This window comes from Pseudomonas sp. yb_9 (assembly GCF_043103635.1).
Classification (GTDB): domain Bacteria; phylum Pseudomonadota; class Gammaproteobacteria; order Pseudomonadales; family Pseudomonadaceae; genus Aquipseudomonas; species Aquipseudomonas monteilii.
The window spans coordinates 195,400-214,363 of record NZ_JBICKA010000025.1; the positions used below are offsets into that span (position 1 = coordinate 195,400).

General features: G+C 62.2%; 15 protein-coding genes. 4 read left to right on the forward strand and 11 right to left on the reverse strand.

What is annotated here, in order from left to right; translation table 11 throughout:
- Positions 1–27 precede the first annotated feature (27 nt).
- The 10 genes from ACF8MI_RS06210 to ACF8MI_RS06255 all read right to left on the reverse strand — a co-directional run bounded on the left by ACF8MI_RS06210 (position 28) and on the right by ACF8MI_RS06255 (position 12,854).
- Positions 28–1,596 (reverse strand): SpoVR family protein, encoded by a 1,569-nt coding sequence (locus ACF8MI_RS06210; RefSeq protein ID WP_019097138.1) that lies wholly within the window; start codon positions 1,594–1,596, stop codon positions 28–30.
- Positions 1,593–2,867 (reverse strand): YeaH/YhbH family protein, encoded by a 1,275-nt coding sequence (locus ACF8MI_RS06215; protein ID WP_025754030.1) that lies wholly within the window; start codon positions 2,865–2,867, stop codon positions 1,593–1,595. Before ACF8MI_RS06215 ends, ACF8MI_RS06210 begins: the two co-directional genes overlap by 4 nt.
- Before the next feature lie 130 nt (positions 2,868–2,997).
- Positions 2,998–4,920 (reverse strand): PrkA family serine protein kinase, encoded by a 1,923-nt coding sequence (locus ACF8MI_RS06220; protein WP_060499069.1) that lies wholly within the window; start codon positions 4,918–4,920, stop codon positions 2,998–3,000.
- A gap of 284 nt (positions 4,921–5,204) precedes the next feature.
- A complete protein-coding gene (glpE, locus tag ACF8MI_RS06225; RefSeq protein WP_060499068.1) occupies positions 5,205–5,534 on the reverse strand; it encodes a thiosulfate sulfurtransferase GlpE in 330 nt (109 codons plus the stop codon).
- Between the two features lie 14 nt (positions 5,535–5,548).
- The gene (locus tag ACF8MI_RS06230; protein WP_060499067.1) at positions 5,549–6,415 is read right to left on the reverse strand and encodes a symmetrical bis(5'-nucleosyl)-tetraphosphatase; all 867 of its coding nucleotides are present in this window, start codon (positions 6,413–6,415) and stop codon (positions 5,549–5,551) included.
- Positions 6,415–6,795: a Co2+/Mg2+ efflux protein ApaG gene (apaG, locus tag ACF8MI_RS06235; protein WP_060499066.1), complete on the reverse strand. Its 381-nt coding sequence runs from the start codon at positions 6,793–6,795 to the stop codon at positions 6,415–6,417. The genes ACF8MI_RS06230 and apaG overlap by 1 nt, the downstream gene beginning before the upstream one ends.
- Before the next feature lie 144 nt (positions 6,796–6,939).
- Positions 6,940–7,740: a 16S rRNA (adenine(1518)-N(6)/adenine(1519)-N(6))-dimethyltransferase RsmA gene (gene rsmA, locus ACF8MI_RS06240; RefSeq protein WP_028699058.1), complete on the reverse strand. Its 801-nt coding sequence runs from the start codon at positions 7,738–7,740 to the stop codon at positions 6,940–6,942.
- Positions 7,737–8,726 carry a 4-hydroxythreonine-4-phosphate dehydrogenase PdxA gene (pdxA, locus tag ACF8MI_RS06245; RefSeq protein ID WP_104833560.1) on the reverse strand — a complete coding sequence of 330 codons (990 nt, stop codon included), beginning with the start codon at positions 8,724–8,726 and terminating at the stop codon, positions 7,737–7,739. The genes rsmA and pdxA overlap by 4 nt, the downstream gene beginning before the upstream one ends.
- Complete coding sequence (gene surA / locus ACF8MI_RS06250; protein WP_104833559.1) at positions 8,723–10,042, reverse strand: peptidylprolyl isomerase SurA; 1,320 nt, start codon at positions 10,040–10,042, stop codon at positions 8,723–8,725. Before surA ends, pdxA begins: the two co-directional genes overlap by 4 nt.
- The gene (locus tag ACF8MI_RS06255; RefSeq protein WP_104833558.1) at positions 10,023–12,854 is read right to left on the reverse strand and encodes an LPS-assembly protein LptD; all 2,832 of its coding nucleotides are present in this window, start codon (positions 12,852–12,854) and stop codon (positions 10,023–10,025) included. Before ACF8MI_RS06255 ends, surA begins: the two co-directional genes overlap by 20 nt.
- A gap of 130 nt (positions 12,855–12,984) precedes the next feature.
- On the opposite strand from ACF8MI_RS06255, the gene ACF8MI_RS06260 reads away from it, so the two are divergent.
- The 3 genes from ACF8MI_RS06260 to ACF8MI_RS06270 are packed head-to-tail and all read left to right on the forward strand — an operon-like array spanning position 12,985 to position 15,441.
- Positions 12,985–14,004 (forward strand): aminoglycoside phosphotransferase family protein, encoded by a 1,020-nt coding sequence (locus ACF8MI_RS06260; RefSeq protein ID WP_060499062.1) that lies wholly within the window; start codon positions 12,985–12,987, stop codon positions 14,002–14,004.
- Positions 14,001–14,672, forward strand: a complete 672-nt coding sequence (gene murU, locus ACF8MI_RS06265) for an N-acetylmuramate alpha-1-phosphate uridylyltransferase MurU (protein WP_060499061.1) — start codon at positions 14,001–14,003, stop codon at positions 14,670–14,672. The genes ACF8MI_RS06260 and murU overlap by 4 nt, the downstream gene beginning before the upstream one ends.
- Position 14,673: 1 nt before the next feature.
- Positions 14,674–15,441, forward strand: coding sequence for a TerB family tellurite resistance protein (locus ACF8MI_RS06270; RefSeq protein ID WP_104833557.1), 768 nt, complete (start codon positions 14,674–14,676; stop codon positions 15,439–15,441).
- 36 nt (positions 15,442–15,477) lie between these two features.
- On the opposite strand, the gene ACF8MI_RS06275 is transcribed toward ACF8MI_RS06270, so the two are convergent.
- Positions 15,478–16,476 (reverse strand): alpha/beta hydrolase family protein, encoded by a 999-nt coding sequence (locus ACF8MI_RS06275; protein WP_060499059.1) that lies wholly within the window; start codon positions 16,474–16,476, stop codon positions 15,478–15,480.
- A gap of 95 nt (positions 16,477–16,571) precedes the next feature.
- On the opposite strand from ACF8MI_RS06275, the gene ACF8MI_RS06280 reads away from it, so the two are divergent.
- On the forward strand, positions 16,572–18,959 hold the full coding sequence (locus tag ACF8MI_RS06280; protein ID WP_060499058.1) for a PAS domain S-box protein: 2,388 nt from the start codon (positions 16,572–16,574) through the stop codon (positions 18,957–18,959).
- Positions 18,960–18,964: the final 5 nt, after the last annotated feature.

Below are 18,964 nucleotides of genomic sequence, written 5' to 3' on the forward strand. Positions count from 1 at the left end.
TACCCTGTCGGCCGTTATGGCGTTGCACTAGAGGTGGTGGATGACTGCCAGGTCCATGCGGCCGTAGTCCGCGCTTTCGCCGTGCTCGCCACGCGGCGGCATGTGATGGGTCTTCATCACCTGCTCACCTTGCACGGTTTCCAGGTGGATATCGAAGCCCCACAGGCGGTGCAGGTGCTTGAGCACTTCATCGGTCGAGTCGCCCAGCGGTTTGCGGTTGTGCTGCTGGTGGCGCAGGGTCAGCGAGCGGTCGCCACGGCGGTCGACGCTCCAGATCTGCACGTTCGGTTCGCGGTTGCCCAGGTTGTACTGCGCTGCCAACTGCTCACGAATCACCCGGTACCCCGCTTCGTCGTGAATGGCGGGCACCAGCAGGTCGTCGCGCTGGTCGTCATCGAGGATGCTGAACAGCTTGAGGTCGCGCATCACTTTAGGCGACAGATACTGCAGGATGAAGCTTTCGTCCTTGAAACTGCTCATGGCGAACTTGATGGTAGAAAGCCAGTCGCTGCCGGCAATGTCGGGGAACCAGCGGCGATCTTCCTCGGTCGGGTTTTCGCACATGCGGCGGATGTCGGTGTACATAGCAAAGCCCAGTGCATACGGGTTGATGCCGCTGTAGTACGGGCTGTCGAAGCCGGGCTGAAACACCACGCTGGTGTGCGACTGCAAGAACTCCATCATGAAACCTTCGGTAATCAACCCCTCGTCGTACAGGTCGTTCATCAGGGTGTAGTGCCAGAACGTCGCCCAGCCTTCGTTCATCACCTGGGTCTGGCGCTGCGGGTAGAAGTACTGGGCAATCTTGCGCACGATGCGCACCACTTCACGTTGCCAGGGCTCCAGCAGCGGGGCGTTTTTCTCGATGAAATACAGGATGTTTTCCTGAGGTTCGGCGGGGAAGCGCCCGTCATCGCGGTCGTTACCCTTTTCGGCGCTTTTCGGAATGGTGCGCCACAGGTCATTGATCTGGCGCTGCAGGTGCTCCTCGCGCTCCTGTTGCCGGCGCCGTTCTTCCTCGGCGGAAATAGGGTAGGGCCGCTTGTAGCGGTCCACACCGTAGTTCATCAGGGCATGGCAGGAGTCGATCAGGTCTTCCACGGCATCAATGCCATGACGCTCTTCGCACTGGGCGATGTACTGCTTGGCGAACACCAGGTAGTCGATGATCGAACTGGCGTCGGTCCAGGTGCGGAACAGGTAATTGCCCTTGAAGAAACTGTTATGGCCGTAGCAGGCGTGGGCGATCACCAGTGCCTGCATGCACATGGTGTTTTCTTCCATCAGGTAGGCGATGCACGGGTCGGAGTTGATCACGATTTCGTAGGCCAGGCCCATCTGGCCTCGGCTGTACGACTTTTCCGTGCTGAGGAACTGCTTCCCGTAGGACCAGTGGTGGTAGCCCAGCGGCATGCCGACCGAGGCGTAGGCGTCCATCATCTGCTCGGCCGTGATCACCTCGATCTGGTTGGGGTAGGTGTCCAGGGCGTAACGCTCGGCCAGGCGGCTGATTTCCCGATCGTAGGTCTGGATCAGCTCGAACGTCCACTCGGACCCGGTGGAAATGGGTTGGCGTCTCTGTGCTCTGGCGGTCATGTGGCTAACCTGCGCTGGAAGAGTTCACGGAAGACCGGGTAGATGTCGCCGGCCGATACCAGCTGCTGCTGAGCGAACGTGTCGGGGTAGGCTTCACCGATGCGTTCGTATTCATACCACAGCGCCTGGTGCTCACGGGGGGTGATCTCGACGTAAGTGTAGTACTGCACATGCGGCATGATCTGCTTGGAGAGGATCTCGCGGCAGATGGGCGAGTCGTCGTTCCAGTTATCGCCATCAGAGGCCTGCGCGGCATAGATGTTCCAGTCGCTGGCCGGGTAGCGTTCGGCCATGATCTCCTGCATCAGCTTGAGTGCACTGGAAACGATGGTGCCGCCCGTTTCCCGTGAGTAGAAGAACTCCTCCTCGTCGACTTCCCGGGCGCTGGTGTGGTGGCGGATGAACACCACTTCGATGCGGTCGTAGTTACGCTTGAGGAACAGGTACAACAGGATGAAGAAGCGCTTGGCGATGTCCTTGGTGGCCTGGGTCATCGAGCCGGACACGTCCATCAGGCAGAACATCACCGCCTTCGAGCTGGGGTTGGGCTGCTTGACCAGCAGGTTGTACTTGAGGTCGAAGGTGTCGAGGAAGGGCAGGCGGTTGATGCGCGCCTTCAAGCGTTCGATTTCCTGTTCGACTTCCTGGATATCGGTGAAATTGTCCGGTTCTTCGACCCGCAGGCGGGCGAGTTCCTTTTGTGCTTCGCGCAGCAGCGCACGGCTGCTTCCGGTCAGGGCGATGCGCCTGGCATGGGCCGAGCGCAGGGTACGCACGATATTGATGCGCGACGGGTTACCTTCATTGGCGATGCCGGCGCGCACGGTCTTGAAGGTATCGGCGCCTGTCAGGTGGCGCTTGACCAGGTTGGGCAGTTCGAGGTCTTCGAACATGAATTCGAGAAACTCTTCCTGAGTGATCTGGAAGACGAATTCATCCATGCCTTCGCCGGAATTACCGGCCTTGCCACGGCCACCGCCGCCACCCCCGCCGCCTTGCGGCCTTGGGATGTGTTCACCTGCAGTGAATTCCTTGTTGCCAGGGTGCACGATGGTCTGTTTGCCCCCGCGACCATGGTGCAGCACTGGTTCGTCGATGTCGCGACCGGGAATGCTGATCTGCTCGCCATGTTCCATGTCCATGATGGAACGGCGGCTCACCGCCTCTTCGACGGCCTTCTTGATGTGTTCGCGGTACCGCCGCAAAAAGCGCTGGCGGTTGACCGTGCTCTTGTTCTTGCCGTTCAGGCGTCGGTCGATAACGTAGCTCATGGTCCCTCCGGTAGCTGGGAACAGCTGCACGCTTCAAGCTACGAGCTGCTGCACGTCATGGCAGCAAAGCAGCTGCCGCCGCCCAAGGCCGGCATGGCAGCCTTGGGCGCGCGGTGTATAGCTTGTCGCTTTATTGCGATTTCCTGACCCGCAGGTACCATTCCGACAGCAGGCGCACCTGTTTGTCGGTGTATCCACGCTCCACCATCCGGGTGACGAAGTCGTTGTGTTTCTTCTGGTCCTCTTTGCTGGCCTTGGCGTTGAAGCTGATGACGGGCAGCAGGTCTTCGGTGTTGGAGAACATTTTCTTCTCGATCACGACCCGCAGTTTTTCATAGCTCAGCCAGCTTGGATTTTTGCCGTTGTTGTTGGCGCGTGCGCGCAGTACGAAGTTGACGATCTCGTTGCGGAAGTCTTTCGGGTTGCTGATGCCGGCCGGTTTCTCGATCTTTTCCAGCTCCTCGTTGAGGGCGATGCGGTTGAGGATTTCGCCGGTTTCCGGGTCGCGGTATTCCTGGTCCTGGATCCAGAAGTCGGCGTACAGCACATAGCGGTCGAAGATGTTCTGGCCGTATTCGCTGTAGGACTCCAGGTAGGCCGTCTGGATTTCCTTGCCGATGAACTCGATGTAGCGTGGTGCCAGGTATTCCTTCAGGTAGCGCAAGTAGCGTTCGCGCACTTCCGCCGGGAACTGTTCCTGTTCTATCTGCTGTTCCAGCACGTACAGCAAGTGCACCGGGTTGGCGGCAATCTCGTGTGGGTCGAAGTTGAACACCTTGGACAGGATCTTGAAGGCGAAGCGGGTCGAAAGGCCGTTCATGCCTTCATCAACGCCAGCGGAGTCCCGGTATTCCTGGATCGACTTGGCCTTGGGATCGGTATCCTTGAGGTTTTCTCCGTCGTAAACGCGCATCTTCGAGTAGATATTGGAGTTTTCCGGCTCTTTGAGGCGGGAAAGTACCGTGAACTGAGCCAGCATCTTGAGCGTGTCTGGCGCGCAATGGGCCTTGGACAGCGAGCTGTTGACCAGCAGCTTGTCGTAGATCTTGATCTCATCGCTGACGCGCAGGCAGTACGGCACCTTCACGATGTAGATCCGGTCGATGAACGCTTCGTTGTTCTTGTTGTTGCGGAAGGTGTGCCACTCCGATTCGTTGGAGTGCGCCAGCAGGATACCGGTATAGGGAATCGCCCCAAGGCCTTCGGTACTGTTGTAGTTGCCTTCCTGTGTGGCAGTGAGCAAGGGGTGCAGAACCTTGATAGGCGCCTTGAACATTTCGACGAATTCCATCAGGCCCTGGTTGGCCCGGCACAGCGCGCCCGAGTAGCTGTAAGCGTCGGCGTCGTTCTGTGGGTACTCTTCAAGCTTGCGGATATCGACCTTGCCGACCAGGGCCGAGATGTCCTGGTTGTTCTCGTCGCCGGGCTCGGTCTTGGCAATGGCGACCTGGTTGAGAATCGACGGGTAGAGTTTCACTACCTTGAACTTGGAGATATCGCCGCCAAACTCCTGCAGGCGCTTGGTGGCCCATGGCGACATGATGGTGTTCAGGTAGCGCCGTGGGATGCCGAACTCTTCCTCGAGAATGGCCCCATCTTCGGTGGCATTGAACAAACCCAAGGGTGACTCGAACACCGGCGAACCCTTGATCGCGTAGAACGGCACCTTTTCCATCAGCTGCTTGAGTTTTTCGGCCAGCGACGACTTGCCGCCGCCCACCGGGCCCAGCAGATAGAGGATCTGTTTCTTCTCTTCCAGGCCTTGGGCAGCGTGGCGGAAGTACGAAACGATCTGGTCGATGCACTCTTCCATGCCATGGAAGTCGGCAAAGGCCGGATAGCGGCGAATTACCTTGTTGGAAAAGATGCGCGACAGCCTGGAGTTGGTAGAGGTGTCGATCAGCTCTGGCTCACCGATGGCCAGCAACAGCCGTTCGGCCGCCGATGCGTAGGCACTGCGATCCTCTTTGCACAGCTCGAGGTACTCCTGCAGCGAGAGTTCTTCCTGGCGCGTAGACTCGAAACGTTGTTGGAAGTGGCTAAAAATACTCATGACGTCACCTCGCTCGATACGTGGAGACGACGCCGGATCAGTCAGCTGATGCTGGCATGCAACCGGGTTCGCCGATTGCTGTATACCCCCCAGAACACCCTGTAACGCTACCGATGACCCGCACGCCGGTGTACCGGCTCTCCCCTTTTTTGGATGGCCTGAGCTTAAGCGTAGTTGGTTATCTGCAAGGTCAAGGGGCGAGGTGGGCAGAAGTTACGAACGACCGTTCGTCAGATAAGCCGCAAGCCCGCACGGGGCGCGGGCTGCAGGAAAAATGAAAATATTTATTCGGCGCTGCCTTGGGCGGTCTCGGCCGGGTAGGTGGCGCGCCACAGTTCGAAGCCGCCGTCCACGCTGTACACGTTGGAGAAGCCCTGGCCGACCAGGTAGGCGGCAGCGCTCTGGCTGGAGTTGCCGTGGTAGCAGACCACCAGGGTCGGGGCATCGAGGTCGGCATTGCGGATGAACTCGGCAACCGAGTGGTTATCCAGGTGCTGGGCACCCGTGATGTGGCCTGCGGCAAAGGCCTGCGGGTCGCGAATATCGACGACGACCGCACCTTGCGCGCGCAGTGCCAGTGCCTGCTCGGGAGGGATGCGCTTGAATTCGCTCATGGGTACTACTTCCTTCAGGTGTGGTCGTTGAGTGTAGTGGGTTGTGCCGGCGGGCGCAGGGTGCCGTCGTCGGCGCAGTCGCAGCGGTGGTATTCGCCGCTGTCGACGTTGTACAGGGTCATGGCGCCGCCCCACACGCAGCCGGTGTCCAGGGCGATGACGCCTGGCGCGTCTACGCGGCCTTCGAGGGCCGCCCAGTGGCCGAAGATGATCTTCACATGCCGCGAGCGGCGGTCCTTGTGTGCGAACCAGGGCTTGTAGCCCTTGGGCGCGGTGCCCAGGCCCTCTTTGCTCTTGAGGTCGAGCTTGCCCTCGGCGGTGCAGAAGCGCATGCGGGTGAAGTAATTGGTGATGACCCGCAGACGTTCCACGCCGGTGAGGTTCTTGCTCCACTTGTTCGGCTCATTGCCGTACATGCCGTCGAGGTACAGCTTCAGGCGGCCATCGTCGCGCAGTACTTCTTCCACCTCAGCCGCCAGGCCAAGTGCCTGGCCCAGCGTCCACTGTGGCGGGATGCCGGCATGCACCATGGCAATGCCGCGTGCCTCGTCGTAATGCAGCAGCTTTTGCTGGCGCAGCCAGTCGAACAGTTGATCGGCATCCGGCGCTTCGATGATTTCGCGCAGGGTGTCGCTTTTTTTCAGGCGCTCGACGTTATGCCAGGCGGCCAGCAGGTGCAGGTCATGGTTACCCAGCACGCAGACCAGCGACTGGCGGATCGAGTACAGGAAGCGCAGGGTTTCCAGCGACTCGGGGCCGCGATTGACCAGGTCGCCGACCAGCCACAGGCGGTCGACGGCCGGGTTGAAGTTGACGCGTTCCAGCAGGCACTTGAGAGGTTGCAGGCAGCCTTGCAGATCGCCGACGGCGTAGGTGGCCATCAGTGCAGCGCCCCGGGCACCGCCAGGCGGAAGGGCGCGATGTCGGCGTCGAAGCGCTTACCGTCTTCGGCGAACATCTGGTAGCTGCCCTGCATGGTGCCCACGCGGGTGCTGATGACCGCACCACTGCTGTAGGTGTGGCTCTGGCCCGGGTCGATGTTGGGTTGCTGACCAACCACACCGGCGCCGCGCACTTCCTCGACTTCGCCGTCACCGTTGGTGATCAGCCAGTGCCGCGACAACAGCTTGGCCTTGAGCGAGCCGTTGTTCTGCACGGTGATGGTGTAGGCGAACGCGAAACGACTGTTTTCCGGGTCGGATTGTTCTTTCAGGTAGCGGGTCACGACGCTGACGTCGATTTGATAGCGGGGGTCGGACATGCAAGGGCCTTGGGCGAACTGACGCAATAATGCAGTCTAGGCCATTGGGAGGGGGGAGGGCCAGCGCCGAGGGGGCTTGAGGGCTAGGTTGGATATGCCGGCCTCTTCGCGGGTTTGCCCGCGAAGAGGCCGGTACAGGCGAAATCAGGCTTGCTGGTCAGCCAACTGGTCAGCCAGGCGCACAAAGGCCGCCAGGTCCAGCTGTTCAGGGCGCAGGCTGCCGTCCACGCCGGCAGCTTCGATGGCTGCGCTGTCGAGCAGGCCCTTCATGGTGTTGCGCAGGGTCTTGCGGCGCTGGTTGAACGCCTCGCGCACCACCTGCTCCAGCAGCTTGGCATCTTTGGCCGGGTGGGGCAGCACTTCGTGCGGTACCAGGCGCACGATGGCCGAGTCCACTTTCGGCGGCGGGTTGAAGGCGCCAGGGCCGACGTTGAACAGGTGCTCGACCCGGCAGTGGTACTGCACCATGATCGACAAACGCCCCCAATCCCCACCACCGGGGCCGGCGGCCATGCGCTCGACCACTTCCTTCTGCAACATGAAGTGCATGTCGCGGATCAGCCCGGCATGGCTGAGCAGGTGGAAGATCAGTGGGGTGGAGATGTTGTAGGGCAGGTTGCCGACCACCTTGAGGCTGCGTGGCGGCACGCCCAGCTGGTTGAAGTCGAACTTCAGGGCGTCACCCTGGTGCAGGCGGAAGTTGCTGCGGTCAGCGAACTTGTGCTGCAGGATCGGCACCAGGTCTTTGTCCAGTTCCACCACATCCAGCTGTGCACCGCTGCCCAGCAGGCCTTCGGTCAGGGCGCCCTGGCCCGGGCCGATTTCCAGCAGGTGTTCGCCTGCCTTGGCGTTGATGGCACGCAGGATGCGGTCGATGATGCCGGCGTCGTGCAGGAAGTTCTGGCCGAAACGCTTGCGCGCCCGGTGTTGGTATTGCTCGTTCATGGTCGGTTCTCGGCCATCTGGTAGGCGGTTTCCAGCGCGACGCGCAGGCTGCCGGTGTCGACCTTGCCGGTGCCGGCCAGGTCCAGGGCGGTGCCGTGGTCGACCGACGTGCGGATGATCGGCAGGCCCAAGGTTACGTTGACCGCAGCGCCGAAGCCTTTGTACTTGAGTACGGGCAGGCCCTGGTCGTGGTACATCGCCAGCACCGCGTCGCAGTGCTCCAGATATTTGGGGGTAAACAGGGTATCGGCCGGCAGTGGCCCGCGCAGGTCCATGCCTTCGGTGCGCAGGCGGGCCAGGGTCGGCTCGATGATGTCGATTTCTTCGCGGCCAAGATGGCCGCCCTCGCCCGCATGCGGGTTGAGGCCGCACACCAGAATGCGCGGGTTGGCGATGCCGAATTTGTCGCGCATGTCGGCATGCAGGATACGGGTTACACGCTCTACGCGCTCGGCAGTGATGGCGTCGGCAATATCACGCAGCGGCAGGTGTGTGGTCACCAGGGCCACACGCAAGCCACGGGTGGCCAGCATCATCACCACCTGTGCGGTGTGGGTCAGTTCGGCAAGGAATTCGGTATGCCCGGAGAAGGCGATACCGCTTTCGTTGATAACACCCTTGTGCACAGGGGCGGTGATCATCCCGGCGAAGCGCCCGTCCAGGCAGCCTTGGCCTGCACGGGTCAGGGTCTCCAGCACGAACGCGGCGTTGGCTTTGTCGAGCTGGCCTGGCGCTACCGGGGCAGCGAGGGGGGTATCCCAGACGTAAAGGCTGCCTGCGGGTGCCGGCTGGTCGGGCCATTGGCTCGGGCCTACCGGCAGCAGGCTGACAGCCAGCCCCAGCTGCGTGGCCCGCTCGGCGAGCAGGTCACGGCTGGTGATGGCGATCAGGGGGTGGGGCTGGGCGTCTGCGGCGAGCAGCAGGCACAGGTCGGGACCTATGCCGGCTGGTTCACCGGGAGTGACGGCGAAGCGCAGGGGCTTCACTGGGCGGCCTGGTCAGCGCCAGGCAGCTTGATTTCAACATAGGCTTCGTCGCGGATCTGGCGCAGCCAGGTTTGCAGCTCTTCGTCGTACTTGCGGTTACGCAGAACGCTCAGGGCTTGCTGTTCGCGAGCCTGCTCGGTGCTGTCGGTGGCGCGGCGGCCCAGCACTTCCAGAACGTGCCAGCCGTACTGGGTCTTGAACGGTTTGGTCACCACGCCTTGCTGGGCGTTGGCCATCTGTTCACGGAACTCCGGTACCAGGCTGTTCGGGTCTACCCAGTTGAGGTCGCCGCCGTTAAGCGCCGAGCCTGGGTCTTCCGAGAAGCTCTTCGCCAGTTCGCCGAAGTCTTCGCCGTTCTTGATGCGGTCGTACAGGCGCTCGGCCAGTTGCTCGGTGGCCGCATCGCTGCGGATCTCGCTTGGCTTGATCAGGATGTGGCGTACATGCACTTCGTCACGCAGCACGTTCTCGCTACCCCCGCGCTTCTCCTCGAGCTTGAGGATGATGAAGCCGTTAGGGATGCGGATAGGCTGGGTAATCTCGCCGACCGGCATGCTGCTGAGCATCTTGGCGAAGTCGGGTGGCAGCTGGCCGGCTTTACGCCAGCCCATCTCGCCGCCTTCCAGGGCGTTTTCGCTGGCCGAACGGGCGATAGCCATTTGGCCAAAGTCCGCGCCTTGCTTGAGCTGCTGGTACACATCGCCAACCTGGCGCGCAGCCTTCTGGATGTCATCCGAGCTGGCTGCTTCCGGGGTCGGGATCAGGATGTTGGCCAGGCGGTACTCTTCCGACATCTGCATCTTGCCCATGTCGGAGTTGAGGAAGTTCTTCACTTCCTGCTCCGACACCTGGATGCGCTCGGCCACACGGCGCTGGCGCACGCGGCTGATGATCATCTCGCGCTTGACCTGTTCGCGGGCGTCGTCGAACGACAGGCCGTCGTGGGCCAGGGCAGCACGGAACTGGTCCAGCGACATGCCATTGCGCTGGGCAATGGTGCCGATGGCCTGGTTCAGTTCTTCGTCGGTGATGCGGATGCCGGAGCGCTCGCCGATCTGCAGTTGCAGGTTCTCGACGATCAGGCGCTCCAGTACCTGCTGTTCAAGGGCGCCGGTTGGCGGCACGCCGCCGCCGCGCTTGGCGATGGTCTGCTGCACCTCGTGAACGCGCTGGTCCAGCTGGCTTTGCATGACCACGTCGTTGTCGACGATGGCCACCACGCGATCAAGAGGTTGCACCGCGGCATGCACCGCGCCACTCAGCAATGCAACGCCCAGCAACGCCGGGCGCAGTCGATCAATAAGCTTGGTCTTCACGTTCACGGTAACCTTGAATGCCTTGGTCGAGGAAAGATTCGACCTTGTTGCCAACGACGCCACCGAGGCCTTTCAGGACGATCTGAAGGAAGACACCGTGGTCGCCTTTTTCGTTCGCCGGTAGGGCTTGGCTGAAGTCGTCGTAATCGATCCAGTAGCGGTTGATCAGGCGCAGCTTCCAGCAGCAGTTGTCGTACTCGAAACCGCCCATGGCTTCCAGGGTGCGGTTGCGGTTGTAGTCATGCTGCCAGCGAGCGATAACGTTCCACTGCGGAACGATCGGCCAGATGACCGAGAAGTCATGCTGCTGGATCTTGTAGTAGTCCTTGATGTAGTTCGGGTCGCCCGGGGTGCCGTAGTCACCGCCGCCCACTTTCCAGGTACCGGTCGTGGAGTCGTAGGCGATGGTGTCGTTACGGTAGCGATAACCGAGGTTGACCACTTTGTTCGGGTTGTCTTCAGGCTGGTAGTGGAACATCGCGCTGCCCGAGCGGGTGCTGCGGCTGTCCGGGTCCCAGTTGAAGTCCGAATTGAAGCGCCAGTCGCGGTTGAAGTAGTAGTTGTAAAGCAATGCGTATGGCGATACGTCGGATTGCGAGTCGGTGCGGGTCCTGTAGTTGATACCCGGCAGCTGAACTTTGCGGTCCTTGAAGTAGTAAGCCTGGCCGATGCTAAAGTTCTGGCGCTCGAAACCGTTGTCCTCGATCCAGCGAGTGGTCACACCCAGCGATAATTTGTTCTCGTCGCCAATGCGGTCAGTACCACTGAAGCGGTTGTCACGGAACAGCGAGTCGTAGCTGAACAGCGTTTCGCCCGAGTCGAACAGCGGAATGTCTCGCTGGTCTTTGTAAGGTACATAGAGGTAGAACATTCGCGGTTCAAGCGTCTGCTTGTAGTTAGTGCCAAACATCGACGTGTTACGGTCGAAGTACAAGCCACTATCAACGCTAAAAATCGGGACATCGCGGTTCAGCGTGCTGTTATAGCTGCCGTAAGCAGGGTTGGCAGACTGGGTAATTGCTTCAGCCTTACCCTTGCTGTCGAGGTCTAGATCGTAATGCGTATATGCATACTTCAGCTTCGGCGTAATGAAGCCGTAACTGGCCTCCATGGGTAAGCTGATGGATGGGGCAACGTTCAGGCGGGTGCCATTTGCTCGAGCGATGCCTGAAACGTTTTCATCAAGTCGCCGTCCTCCCAGCACCTCTTTGGTAACCGGGTCGATGACGACGCCAGCAGTCCTGTCAGCCTCGCCATCCTTATTGAAAACTAGGTCGTTCTTCAGGTCACGGTCGAAGCGAACAGCTTCGGTTTCATAAGCAAGATTCAACCCGCCTGGTTCGAACGGCAGCTTGCCGTTGAAAGTAATCTGCGGCAGTCGATCATACGGCGTGATCTGCGAAATGGTCGCCATCTCGTAGGCATGCACATTCAAGCGCGCGGTGTAGCTGTCGCCACGCCAGGTCAGTGCGCCCTGCTGGTCCAGCAGATCCTTGCTTTCAACACCAATCTGGTCGGACTCCAGGTCCTGGAAGTAGAACGGGTCGCTGATGTCGGTGTAGTTCACCTCGGCCATCAGGCGCTCGTCCAGCCCGCCCTTGTGCTGCCAGTTGACCATCCAGCGCTGATCTTTGTAGTCAGTCTGGTCTTTGCGATCGTCATTCTTGTCGTTCAGATACGCGCCACCGAACTGGCCTTCGCTCGAAGGCGTCAGGTAGCGGAACTCGCCTTCCATCAGCAGGCCGCGCTTGGCCATGTAACGCGGGTACAACGTGGCGTCGTAGTTAGGCGCCAGGTTGAAGTAGTACGGCGTTACCAGCATGAAGCCGGTGTCGCTGCTGGTGCTGAACGATGGCGGCAGGAAACCGGACTGGCGACGGTCGTCGATCGGGAAGTAGATGTACGGTGTGTAGAACACCGGGAAATCCTTAACCCGCAGCGTCACGTTGGTCGCGGTACCGAAACCGGTGGCTGGGTTCAGGGTGATGTTGTTGCCCTTCAGCTGCCAGGCGTTGCTGCCCGGTTCGCAGGTGGTGTACGTACCGTCCTTGAGGCGGATGATGGCGTTTTCGCCACGCTTGGCGTACAGGGCACTGCCGCGGATGTGCGACTTGTGCATCACGTATTCGGCGTTATCGACCTGGGCCTCGCCCGTGTCGAGCTGAATCTGTGCCTCGTCACCGACCACCAGCGAGCCGTTGTCACGGATCTTGACGTTGCCCTTGAGCTCGCCACGGTTTTCGGTCTGGTATAGGTTGGCCTCGTCAGCTTCGGCCTGCATGCTGCCCTGGCGCATCACCACGTCACCGGCGAGGGTAGCGATCTGCTGCTCCTGCTGGTACTTGGACACCTTGGCGTTGATGTAGGTCGGCGACTCGTCCTTCGGCGTGGTGTCGGCCATGCCCGGGCGGGTTGGCTCGATGTACGCACCCCCGCAGTACGGGCCGGTTTCGGCCAGCTGCGCGGCGGTGAGTTTTTCACGCGGAACCCAGTCCAGGTGGCTGTAGTCTTCGCTGCGCGACTTCAGGGCGCGGCCTTTGGCCTCGGTGACCAGCATTGGCCGGTCCGCGGTTTCGCCTTCGCTCGCGGCTTCGGTGCCGGTGCTGACAGCAGCACCCTCATGCACCGGGCGCGGTGGCAGGTTGTTGACTGGGGCCTTGGGCTTGCAGTCCCAACCACCGGCAGCGGACACTTGGCAGTCGAACTGTTCGGCTGCCACCACGTACGACGTGGCCAGAGGTTGCAGGGCCAGCAGACCGCCGGTTACCAGCAACGGAAACTTTCTACGAAACGCGGGGGATTTCAATGCCATCTTATTAGTCCGGGCTTCCTGCGTGCCATCTGCCCGCGTGTGGGGCCGCACGCCTCTCGATGGTCTGAAAAAGATGCTGGATAATAAAGCATGACCCGCTTGACGGCTAGGGCCGTCGGAGACCCTTGTAATGCCTGAACACGATGTACGCTTGCAACAACTGACGGTCTGGCTCGATGAGCAGCTCAATGATCTTTTCCGCAAAAACGCCTGGGGCGAAGTGCCGGCCGGCAGCCTGACTGCGGCCAGCAGCGACGCGAGCTTCCGCCGCTACTTCCGCTGGCAGGGCGCCGGCCACAGCTTTGTGGTCATGGACGCACCGCCTCCGCAGGAGAACTGCCGACCGTTCGTCGCCATCGACCACCTGCTGGCCAGCGCTGGCGTGCATGTGCCGCTGATCCACGCCCAGGACCTGGAGCGCGGCTTCCTGCTGCTGGGTGATCTGGGCCACCAGACATACCTTGATATCATTGATGCCGACAACGCCGACGGGCTGTTCGCAGATGCCATCGATGCTCTGCTGGCCTTCCAGCGCCTGCCGATGGACGCGCCACTGCCCAGCTACGACGACGCGCTGCTGCGCCGTGAAGTGGAATTGTTCCCGGAGTGGTACGTGGGTCGTGAACTGGGCCTGACCTTCACCGATGCCCAGAAGGCTGCCTGGCAGCGTATCAGCCAACTGCTGATCGACAGTGCCCTGGCCCAGCCCAAGGTGTTGGTGCACCGCGACTACATGCCGCGCAACCTGATGCAAAGCACCCCCAACCCCGGCGTGCTGGACTTCCAGGACGCGGTGTACGGCCCGGTCACCTACGACATCACCTGCCTGTTCAAGGACGCCTTCCTCAGCTGGCCTCAGCCACGGGTCGAAGGTTGGCTGCGTGACTACTGGCAGAAGGCGCAGGTTGCCGGTATCCCGGTACAGGCCGACTTCGAGGCGTTCCAGCGTGCCAGCGACCTGATGGGCGTGCAGCGCCACCTGAAGGTGATCGGTATCTTCGCCCGTATCTGCCACCGTGACGGTAAACCCCGTTACCTGGGCGACGTGCCGCGTTTCTTCGCCTATATAGAAGAAGTGATCAGCCGCCGGCCCGAATTGGCGGAGCTGCGTGAACTGATCGCACAGTTGCAGGCCGGAGCGCGTGCATGAAGGCAATGATCCTGGCGGCGGGTAAAGGCGAGCGCATGCGCCCGCTGACCCTGCACACCCCAAAACCGCTGGTCCCGGTGGCCGGCCAGCCGCTGATCGAGTATCACCTGCGCGCCCTGGCGGCGGCAGGCGTTAACGAGGTGGTGATCAACCATGCCTGGCTCGGCCAGCAAATCGAAGACCACCTGGGTGACGGTAGCCGCTTTGGTCTGAGCATCCAATATTCGCCCGAGGGCGAGCCGCTGGAAACCGGTGGAGGCATCTTCAAGGCCTTGCCTTTGCTGGGTGATGAGTCATTCCTACTGGTGAACGGCGATGTCTGGACCGACTACGACTTCGCACGCCTGCAAGCCCCCTTGCAAGGGCTTGCTCACCTGGTGCTGGTCGACAACCCGGGCCACCATGGCCGAGGTGACTTCCGCCTGTTGGGCGAACAAGTCGTCGATGGCGATGAGGCACCGGGCACGCTGACTTTCAGTGGCATTTCGGTGCTGGACCCTGCGCTGTTCGACGGCTGCCAACCGGGTGCCTTCAAGCTGGCACCGCTGTTGCGCCAGGCCATGGCGGCAGGGCAGGTCAGTGGCGAACACTACCGTGGGCACTGGGTGGATGTCGGCACGCTCGAGCGCTTGGCCGAAGCCGAGCGCCTGATTGGCGAGCGCGCCTGATATGTGGTGGCCAGGGACACTGATTGGCGCCGGCGCCGGCTTTGCCGTGGCCAGCATTCCGGGCGCTTTGCTGGGCCTGTTGCTTGGGCAGGCCCTTGACCGCCGCTTGCGCCTGGATGGCTGGGAGGACATGCGCGAGCGCCTGGGCGGGCGCCCGGCCTTGCGCGATGACGAGTTGCTGTTCGTGATGCTTGGGCGCCTGGCCAAGTGCGATGGTCGGGTGGGCGAGCAGCACATCCAGCAGGCGCGTCAGGAGATGGTGCGCCTGGACCTGGCCGAAGCGGCCCGGCTACGCGCTATCAATGCGTTCAACCGTGGCAAGGCAGGCAAGGACAGGCTTGGCAGGCACCTGCGGCGCATTCGCCAGCAGCCACATGCGGCGGAAGGCACCTTGCGTGCCTGTTGGCGCATGGTCTGGGCCGACGGCAAGATGGGCAACAAGGAGCGTGAGCTGCTGCTGGACTGGGGGCAGAAACTGGGCCTGAGCCGGCGGCAGGTGCAGGCCATGTCGCTGGAGTACGAGCCGCGCAAGGCTACGGGGGCGGAAGGTGTCCCCATGACCTATGCGGCTGCCTTGCGCTTGTTGGCGGTGGAGGCGGATACCGAAGGCGACAAGGTCAAGCAGGCCTATCGTCGGCTGGTCAGCCGTCACCACCCGGACAAGCTGGCGGGCACGGGTGCCAGTGAGGCGCAGGTGCGGGAAGCGACCGAGCGTACCCGTGAGTTGCACCAGGCCTATGCCATGATCCGCAAGCGTCGGGGCCTGTAAAAAACGGGGCCGCAAAGCGGCCCCATCGATTTCAGCTCAACCCTGTGGACTTATCCATCCCCGCACCCGGCGGAACAACTGCTCCTGCTCGGCTGCCTTGTTCCCCGGCATGGCGATCAACGACAACTGCCGGTATTGGCTGTCCTTCTGCCGCTTGCTGGCCTGCAGCCGCTGTTCGGCTGCGCTGCGGTCCTGGCTGCGGGTGGCGTAGTAGATATCGGCTGTCGGCACCTTCAAGGTTGGCGCCAGGCTTTCCAGGTCATGTTCCACCCTCGCTGGCGTCTGCGCAGCCACCATCACCAGTTTCTGCACGTGCGGTGGCTGTTTTTCGCTCAGGTAGCGGGCTGCCCAGTACGCACCGCTGCCATGTCCGATCAGCACGATGCTGCGGGCATTGTGCTGTTGGGCAAACGCCACGGCAGCGTCCAGTCGGGCGAAAATGCGCTCGGCGTCGGCCGGGTCTGTCTGCTCGCTGGCCTGTTCGGCGTCGGTGCTTTCCGCCGTATCGGCATCGGCAGCAGTGGCCTGGGCGACATTGGCATTGGCGTCGGCGGGTACGTCCTTGGCTGGCGCACTTTCACCCTGGGTTTTTTCGGGTTCGGCAGCCGGCTTGGCTTCAACCCGTGCCTGCGGGCTGTCGGCCAGAAGATCCGGCAGGCTAAGGCTCAGGCTGTGCCAGCCGACATCCGGGAATTTTTGCCGCAGGGGGCCTACGGCATTTGGCCAGTCGGCCGTTTCACCAGCCCCCGGGACGATGATCACCGCCCCTTGCGGGTCGCTGTCGTTGGCCGGCTTCCACAAGGCCAGGAAGCTGTCGGCGCCCGCCTGCAACGTCTGCTGCTCGGCCCTGGGTACCAGCCGCTCCAGGGCCAGGGCATCTTCCTGGCTGCGCTCCAGCAGCGGCGGGCGCGGGGCTTCGGCAGCGGGTGCATCGGTTGTGGCGGGTGCTTTTTCTGCATCGGCGGCCACGGCGGCGAGCGGAAGGATCGAGGCCAGGCAGCACATTGCCAGCGTCGTGCGATAAAGTGTGGACATGCGTCAACCCAAGGCCAGAATGATACCGGCAGCCTAATAGTATTTGCCCGTGACGGCCATGCTGCATGGCCGCCTTTGCCAAGACGAGCGTGTAGATGAAGCGAGTGCGTCGCCTGTTGGTTATCGGCTGCTTGTGGCTGCCCTTGATAGCCTTGGCCAGGACCGAGGCGCAGCCCACGGTTGTACTGGAACCTGCGCAGCAGCAGTGGCTGGACAGCCATCGCAGCCTGCGCGTCGGCCTGGTGCTGCAAGCGCCCTACGCCCAGTTCGACCGGCGCCTGCAGCAACTGTATGGGGCCAACGTAGAGCTGGTGAACAGCCTGGCGCAGGCACTGCGCCTGGACCTTACCTGGCGCAACTTCACCGACCAGACCAGCCTTGAACATGCCCTGCAGGCCGGGGAAATCGACTTTGCCCCAGGCCTTACCCAGACGCCAGCCAGCCTGCGCCTGTGGTTGTTCAGCGACCCGTACATGCGCGTGCCGCAACTGGTGGTGGGGCCGCGCACCGGGGCCATGGCGGTAGAGCTGGAAAAGCTCGAGGCCGAGCAGCGCGTGGCGGTGCGCATGCCCAGCCAGCTGGCGGATTATCTGCGTGGCAACTACGGCAACCTCAACCTGCAGGGGGTACCCAACGAGCGTGAGGCCTTGCAACTGGTGGTAGGTGGCCAGGCCAGTTTCGCCGTGCTGGATGAAGCCCGACTCAGCCGCCTGTCGCGTGAGAGCGAGTTCAGTGAGCTGGCGGTGGTTGGCGATATAGGCCTGCCACAGCTACTGCGCATTGGTTCTCGACGCGACTGGCCACTGCTGGCCGACGTGCTGGAGCGTGGCCTGCAGGCATTGCCGGCCAAGGAGCTGGAGCAAATGCACCAGCGCTGGTTGCAGCCGAAGTACCCACGCCTGAGCGAGTCGCCTGGCTTCTGGCAGAACCTGGCCTTGCTGTTCGGCATGCTGCTGTTGTGCGCGCTGGCCACGTTGGTGTGGCAACGCCGGCAGCAGCGCCAGCTGGAGCGCAGCCTGTTGGCCACGCGGGAAAGCCTGGTGGAGCGCCAGGTGCGCGAAGAGGCGTTGCGATTGAGCCAGTTCGCCATCGACCAGAGCACGGTGGGTATCTTGTGGGTCAACTGGGACAGCCACGTGCGCTACGCCAACCACGCTGCCGAGCGCATGCTGGGTTACGCCGAGGGGGCGCTGCTGGAACGGCCGCTGGGTGACTTCGAGCCAAGCCTTAACATGGACCGCTGGCTGGAACTGTGGAAAGGCGCGCGTACGGGGGCAACGGGCATCGGCCAGTTCGAGACGCAGTGCCGACGGGCCGACCACAGCCTGCTGCCGGTCGAGCTGTCGCTGAGTTTTCTGCGCTTTCGTGATTCCGAATACCTGGTGGTCTACCTTGCCGACGTCACCGAGCGCCACCGTGCCCTGGCGGCACTGCGCGAAAGCGAGGCGCGGCTGAAGGGCATTGCTGGCAATGTGCCGGGGCTGGTATTTCGTCTGGAGCGCGACCCGGCCGAGGGCGATCTGGAGTTTCCCTACATCAGTGAAGGCAGCGAGGCGCTGGTGGGGTATACGCCTGGTGAAATCCAGCACCCGCAGATGGGGCTGCGTAACCTGGTGCACCCTGAGGACCGTGCCGATTACCACCGGGTGCAGGACCTGGCCCTGGCCAGTGACCAGGACTGGTCCTGGCAGGGCCGTATCCTCACCCGCCAGGGCGAACAGCGTTGGGCCGACATCAAGGCCAGTACCCGGCGCCTGGGTAACGGCCAGGTGGTGTGGGACGGTGTGGTGTGGGACATCACCCAAGGCAAGCGTGCGGAAATGGCACTGGCCAAGTCCCAGGAGCAGCTACGCGAGCTGTCGGCCCACCTGGAAAGCGTGCGTGAAGAAGAGAAAGCCCGCATCGCCCGGGAAGTGCATGATGAACTGGGGCAGATGCTGACGGTGCTCAAGCTGGAAGTGTCGATGTGCGAGCTGGCCTTTGCCGAGCTGGACCCGGGCCTGAACGAGCGCCTGGCTAGCATGAAACGCCTGATCGCCCAGCTGTTCCAGTTGGTGCGCGACGTGGCCACGGCGTTGCGCCCGCCAATCCTCGATGCCGGCATCGCTTCGGCCATCGAATGGCAGGCACGGCGTTTCGAGGCGCGCACGCAGATCCCGTGCCTGGTACAAGTGCCGGATAATCTGCCAGCATTGAGCGATGCCAAGGCCATTGGGTTATTCCGTATCCTCCAGGAGGCACTGACCAACGTGATGCGTCATGCCCAGGCGCACAGCGTGGAGATCGAGCTGGTGCTTGCACAGGGGCAATTGCGCATGACGGTCAGCGATGATGGCCAGGGCTTTTGCCGCGAGCAGACCCGGCCCACCTCGTTTGGCCTGGTGGGCGTGCGTGAGCGGGTGCTGATGTTGGGGGGCAGCATGGCGCTGGACAGCGAGCCAGGCGAAGGCACCAGCCTGAGCGTGGCCATACCGTTGGAGTAGGAGAG

What these genes read in the sequence shown, in the direction of transcription:
- ACF8MI_RS06210 (WP_019097138.1), bottom strand. Translation starts at nt 1,596, where the DNA reads ATGACCGCCAGAGCACAGAGACGCCAACCCATTTCCACCGGGTCCGAG.
- ACF8MI_RS06215 (WP_025754030.1), bottom strand. Translation starts at nt 2,867, where the DNA reads ATGAGCTACGTTATCGACCGACGCCTGAACGGCAAGAACAAGAGCACG.
- ACF8MI_RS06220 (WP_060499069.1), bottom strand. Translation starts at nt 4,920, where the DNA reads ATGAGTATTTTTAGCCACTTCCAACAACGTTTCGAGTCTACGCGCCAG.
- glpE (WP_060499068.1), bottom strand. Translation starts at nt 5,534, where the DNA reads ATGAGCGAATTCAAGCGCATCCCTCCCGAGCAGGCACTGGCACTGCGC.
- ACF8MI_RS06230 (WP_060499067.1), bottom strand. Translation starts at nt 6,415, where the DNA reads ATGGCCACCTACGCCGTCGGCGATCTGCAAGGCTGCCTGCAACCTCTC.
- apaG (WP_060499066.1), bottom strand. Translation starts at nt 6,795, where the DNA reads ATGTCCGACCCCCGCTATCAAATCGACGTCAGCGTCGTGACCCGCTAC.
- rsmA (WP_028699058.1), bottom strand. Translation starts at nt 7,740, where the DNA reads ATGAACGAGCAATACCAACACCGGGCGCGCAAGCGTTTCGGCCAGAAC.
- ACF8MI_RS06255 (WP_104833558.1), bottom strand. Translation starts at nt 12,854, where the DNA reads ATGGCATTGAAATCCCCCGCGTTTCGTAGAAAGTTTCCGTTGCTGGTA.
- ACF8MI_RS06260 (WP_060499062.1), top strand. Translation starts at nt 12,985, where the DNA reads ATGCCTGAACACGATGTACGCTTGCAACAACTGACGGTCTGGCTCGAT.
- murU (WP_060499061.1), top strand. Translation starts at nt 14,001, where the DNA reads ATGAAGGCAATGATCCTGGCGGCGGGTAAAGGCGAGCGCATGCGCCCG.
- ACF8MI_RS06270 (WP_104833557.1), top strand. Translation starts at nt 14,674, where the DNA reads ATGTGGTGGCCAGGGACACTGATTGGCGCCGGCGCCGGCTTTGCCGTG.
- ACF8MI_RS06275 (WP_060499059.1), bottom strand. Translation starts at nt 16,476, where the DNA reads ATGTCCACACTTTATCGCACGACGCTGGCAATGTGCTGCCTGGCCTCG.
- ACF8MI_RS06280 (WP_060499058.1), top strand. Translation starts at nt 16,572, where the DNA reads ATGAAGCGAGTGCGTCGCCTGTTGGTTATCGGCTGCTTGTGGCTGCCC.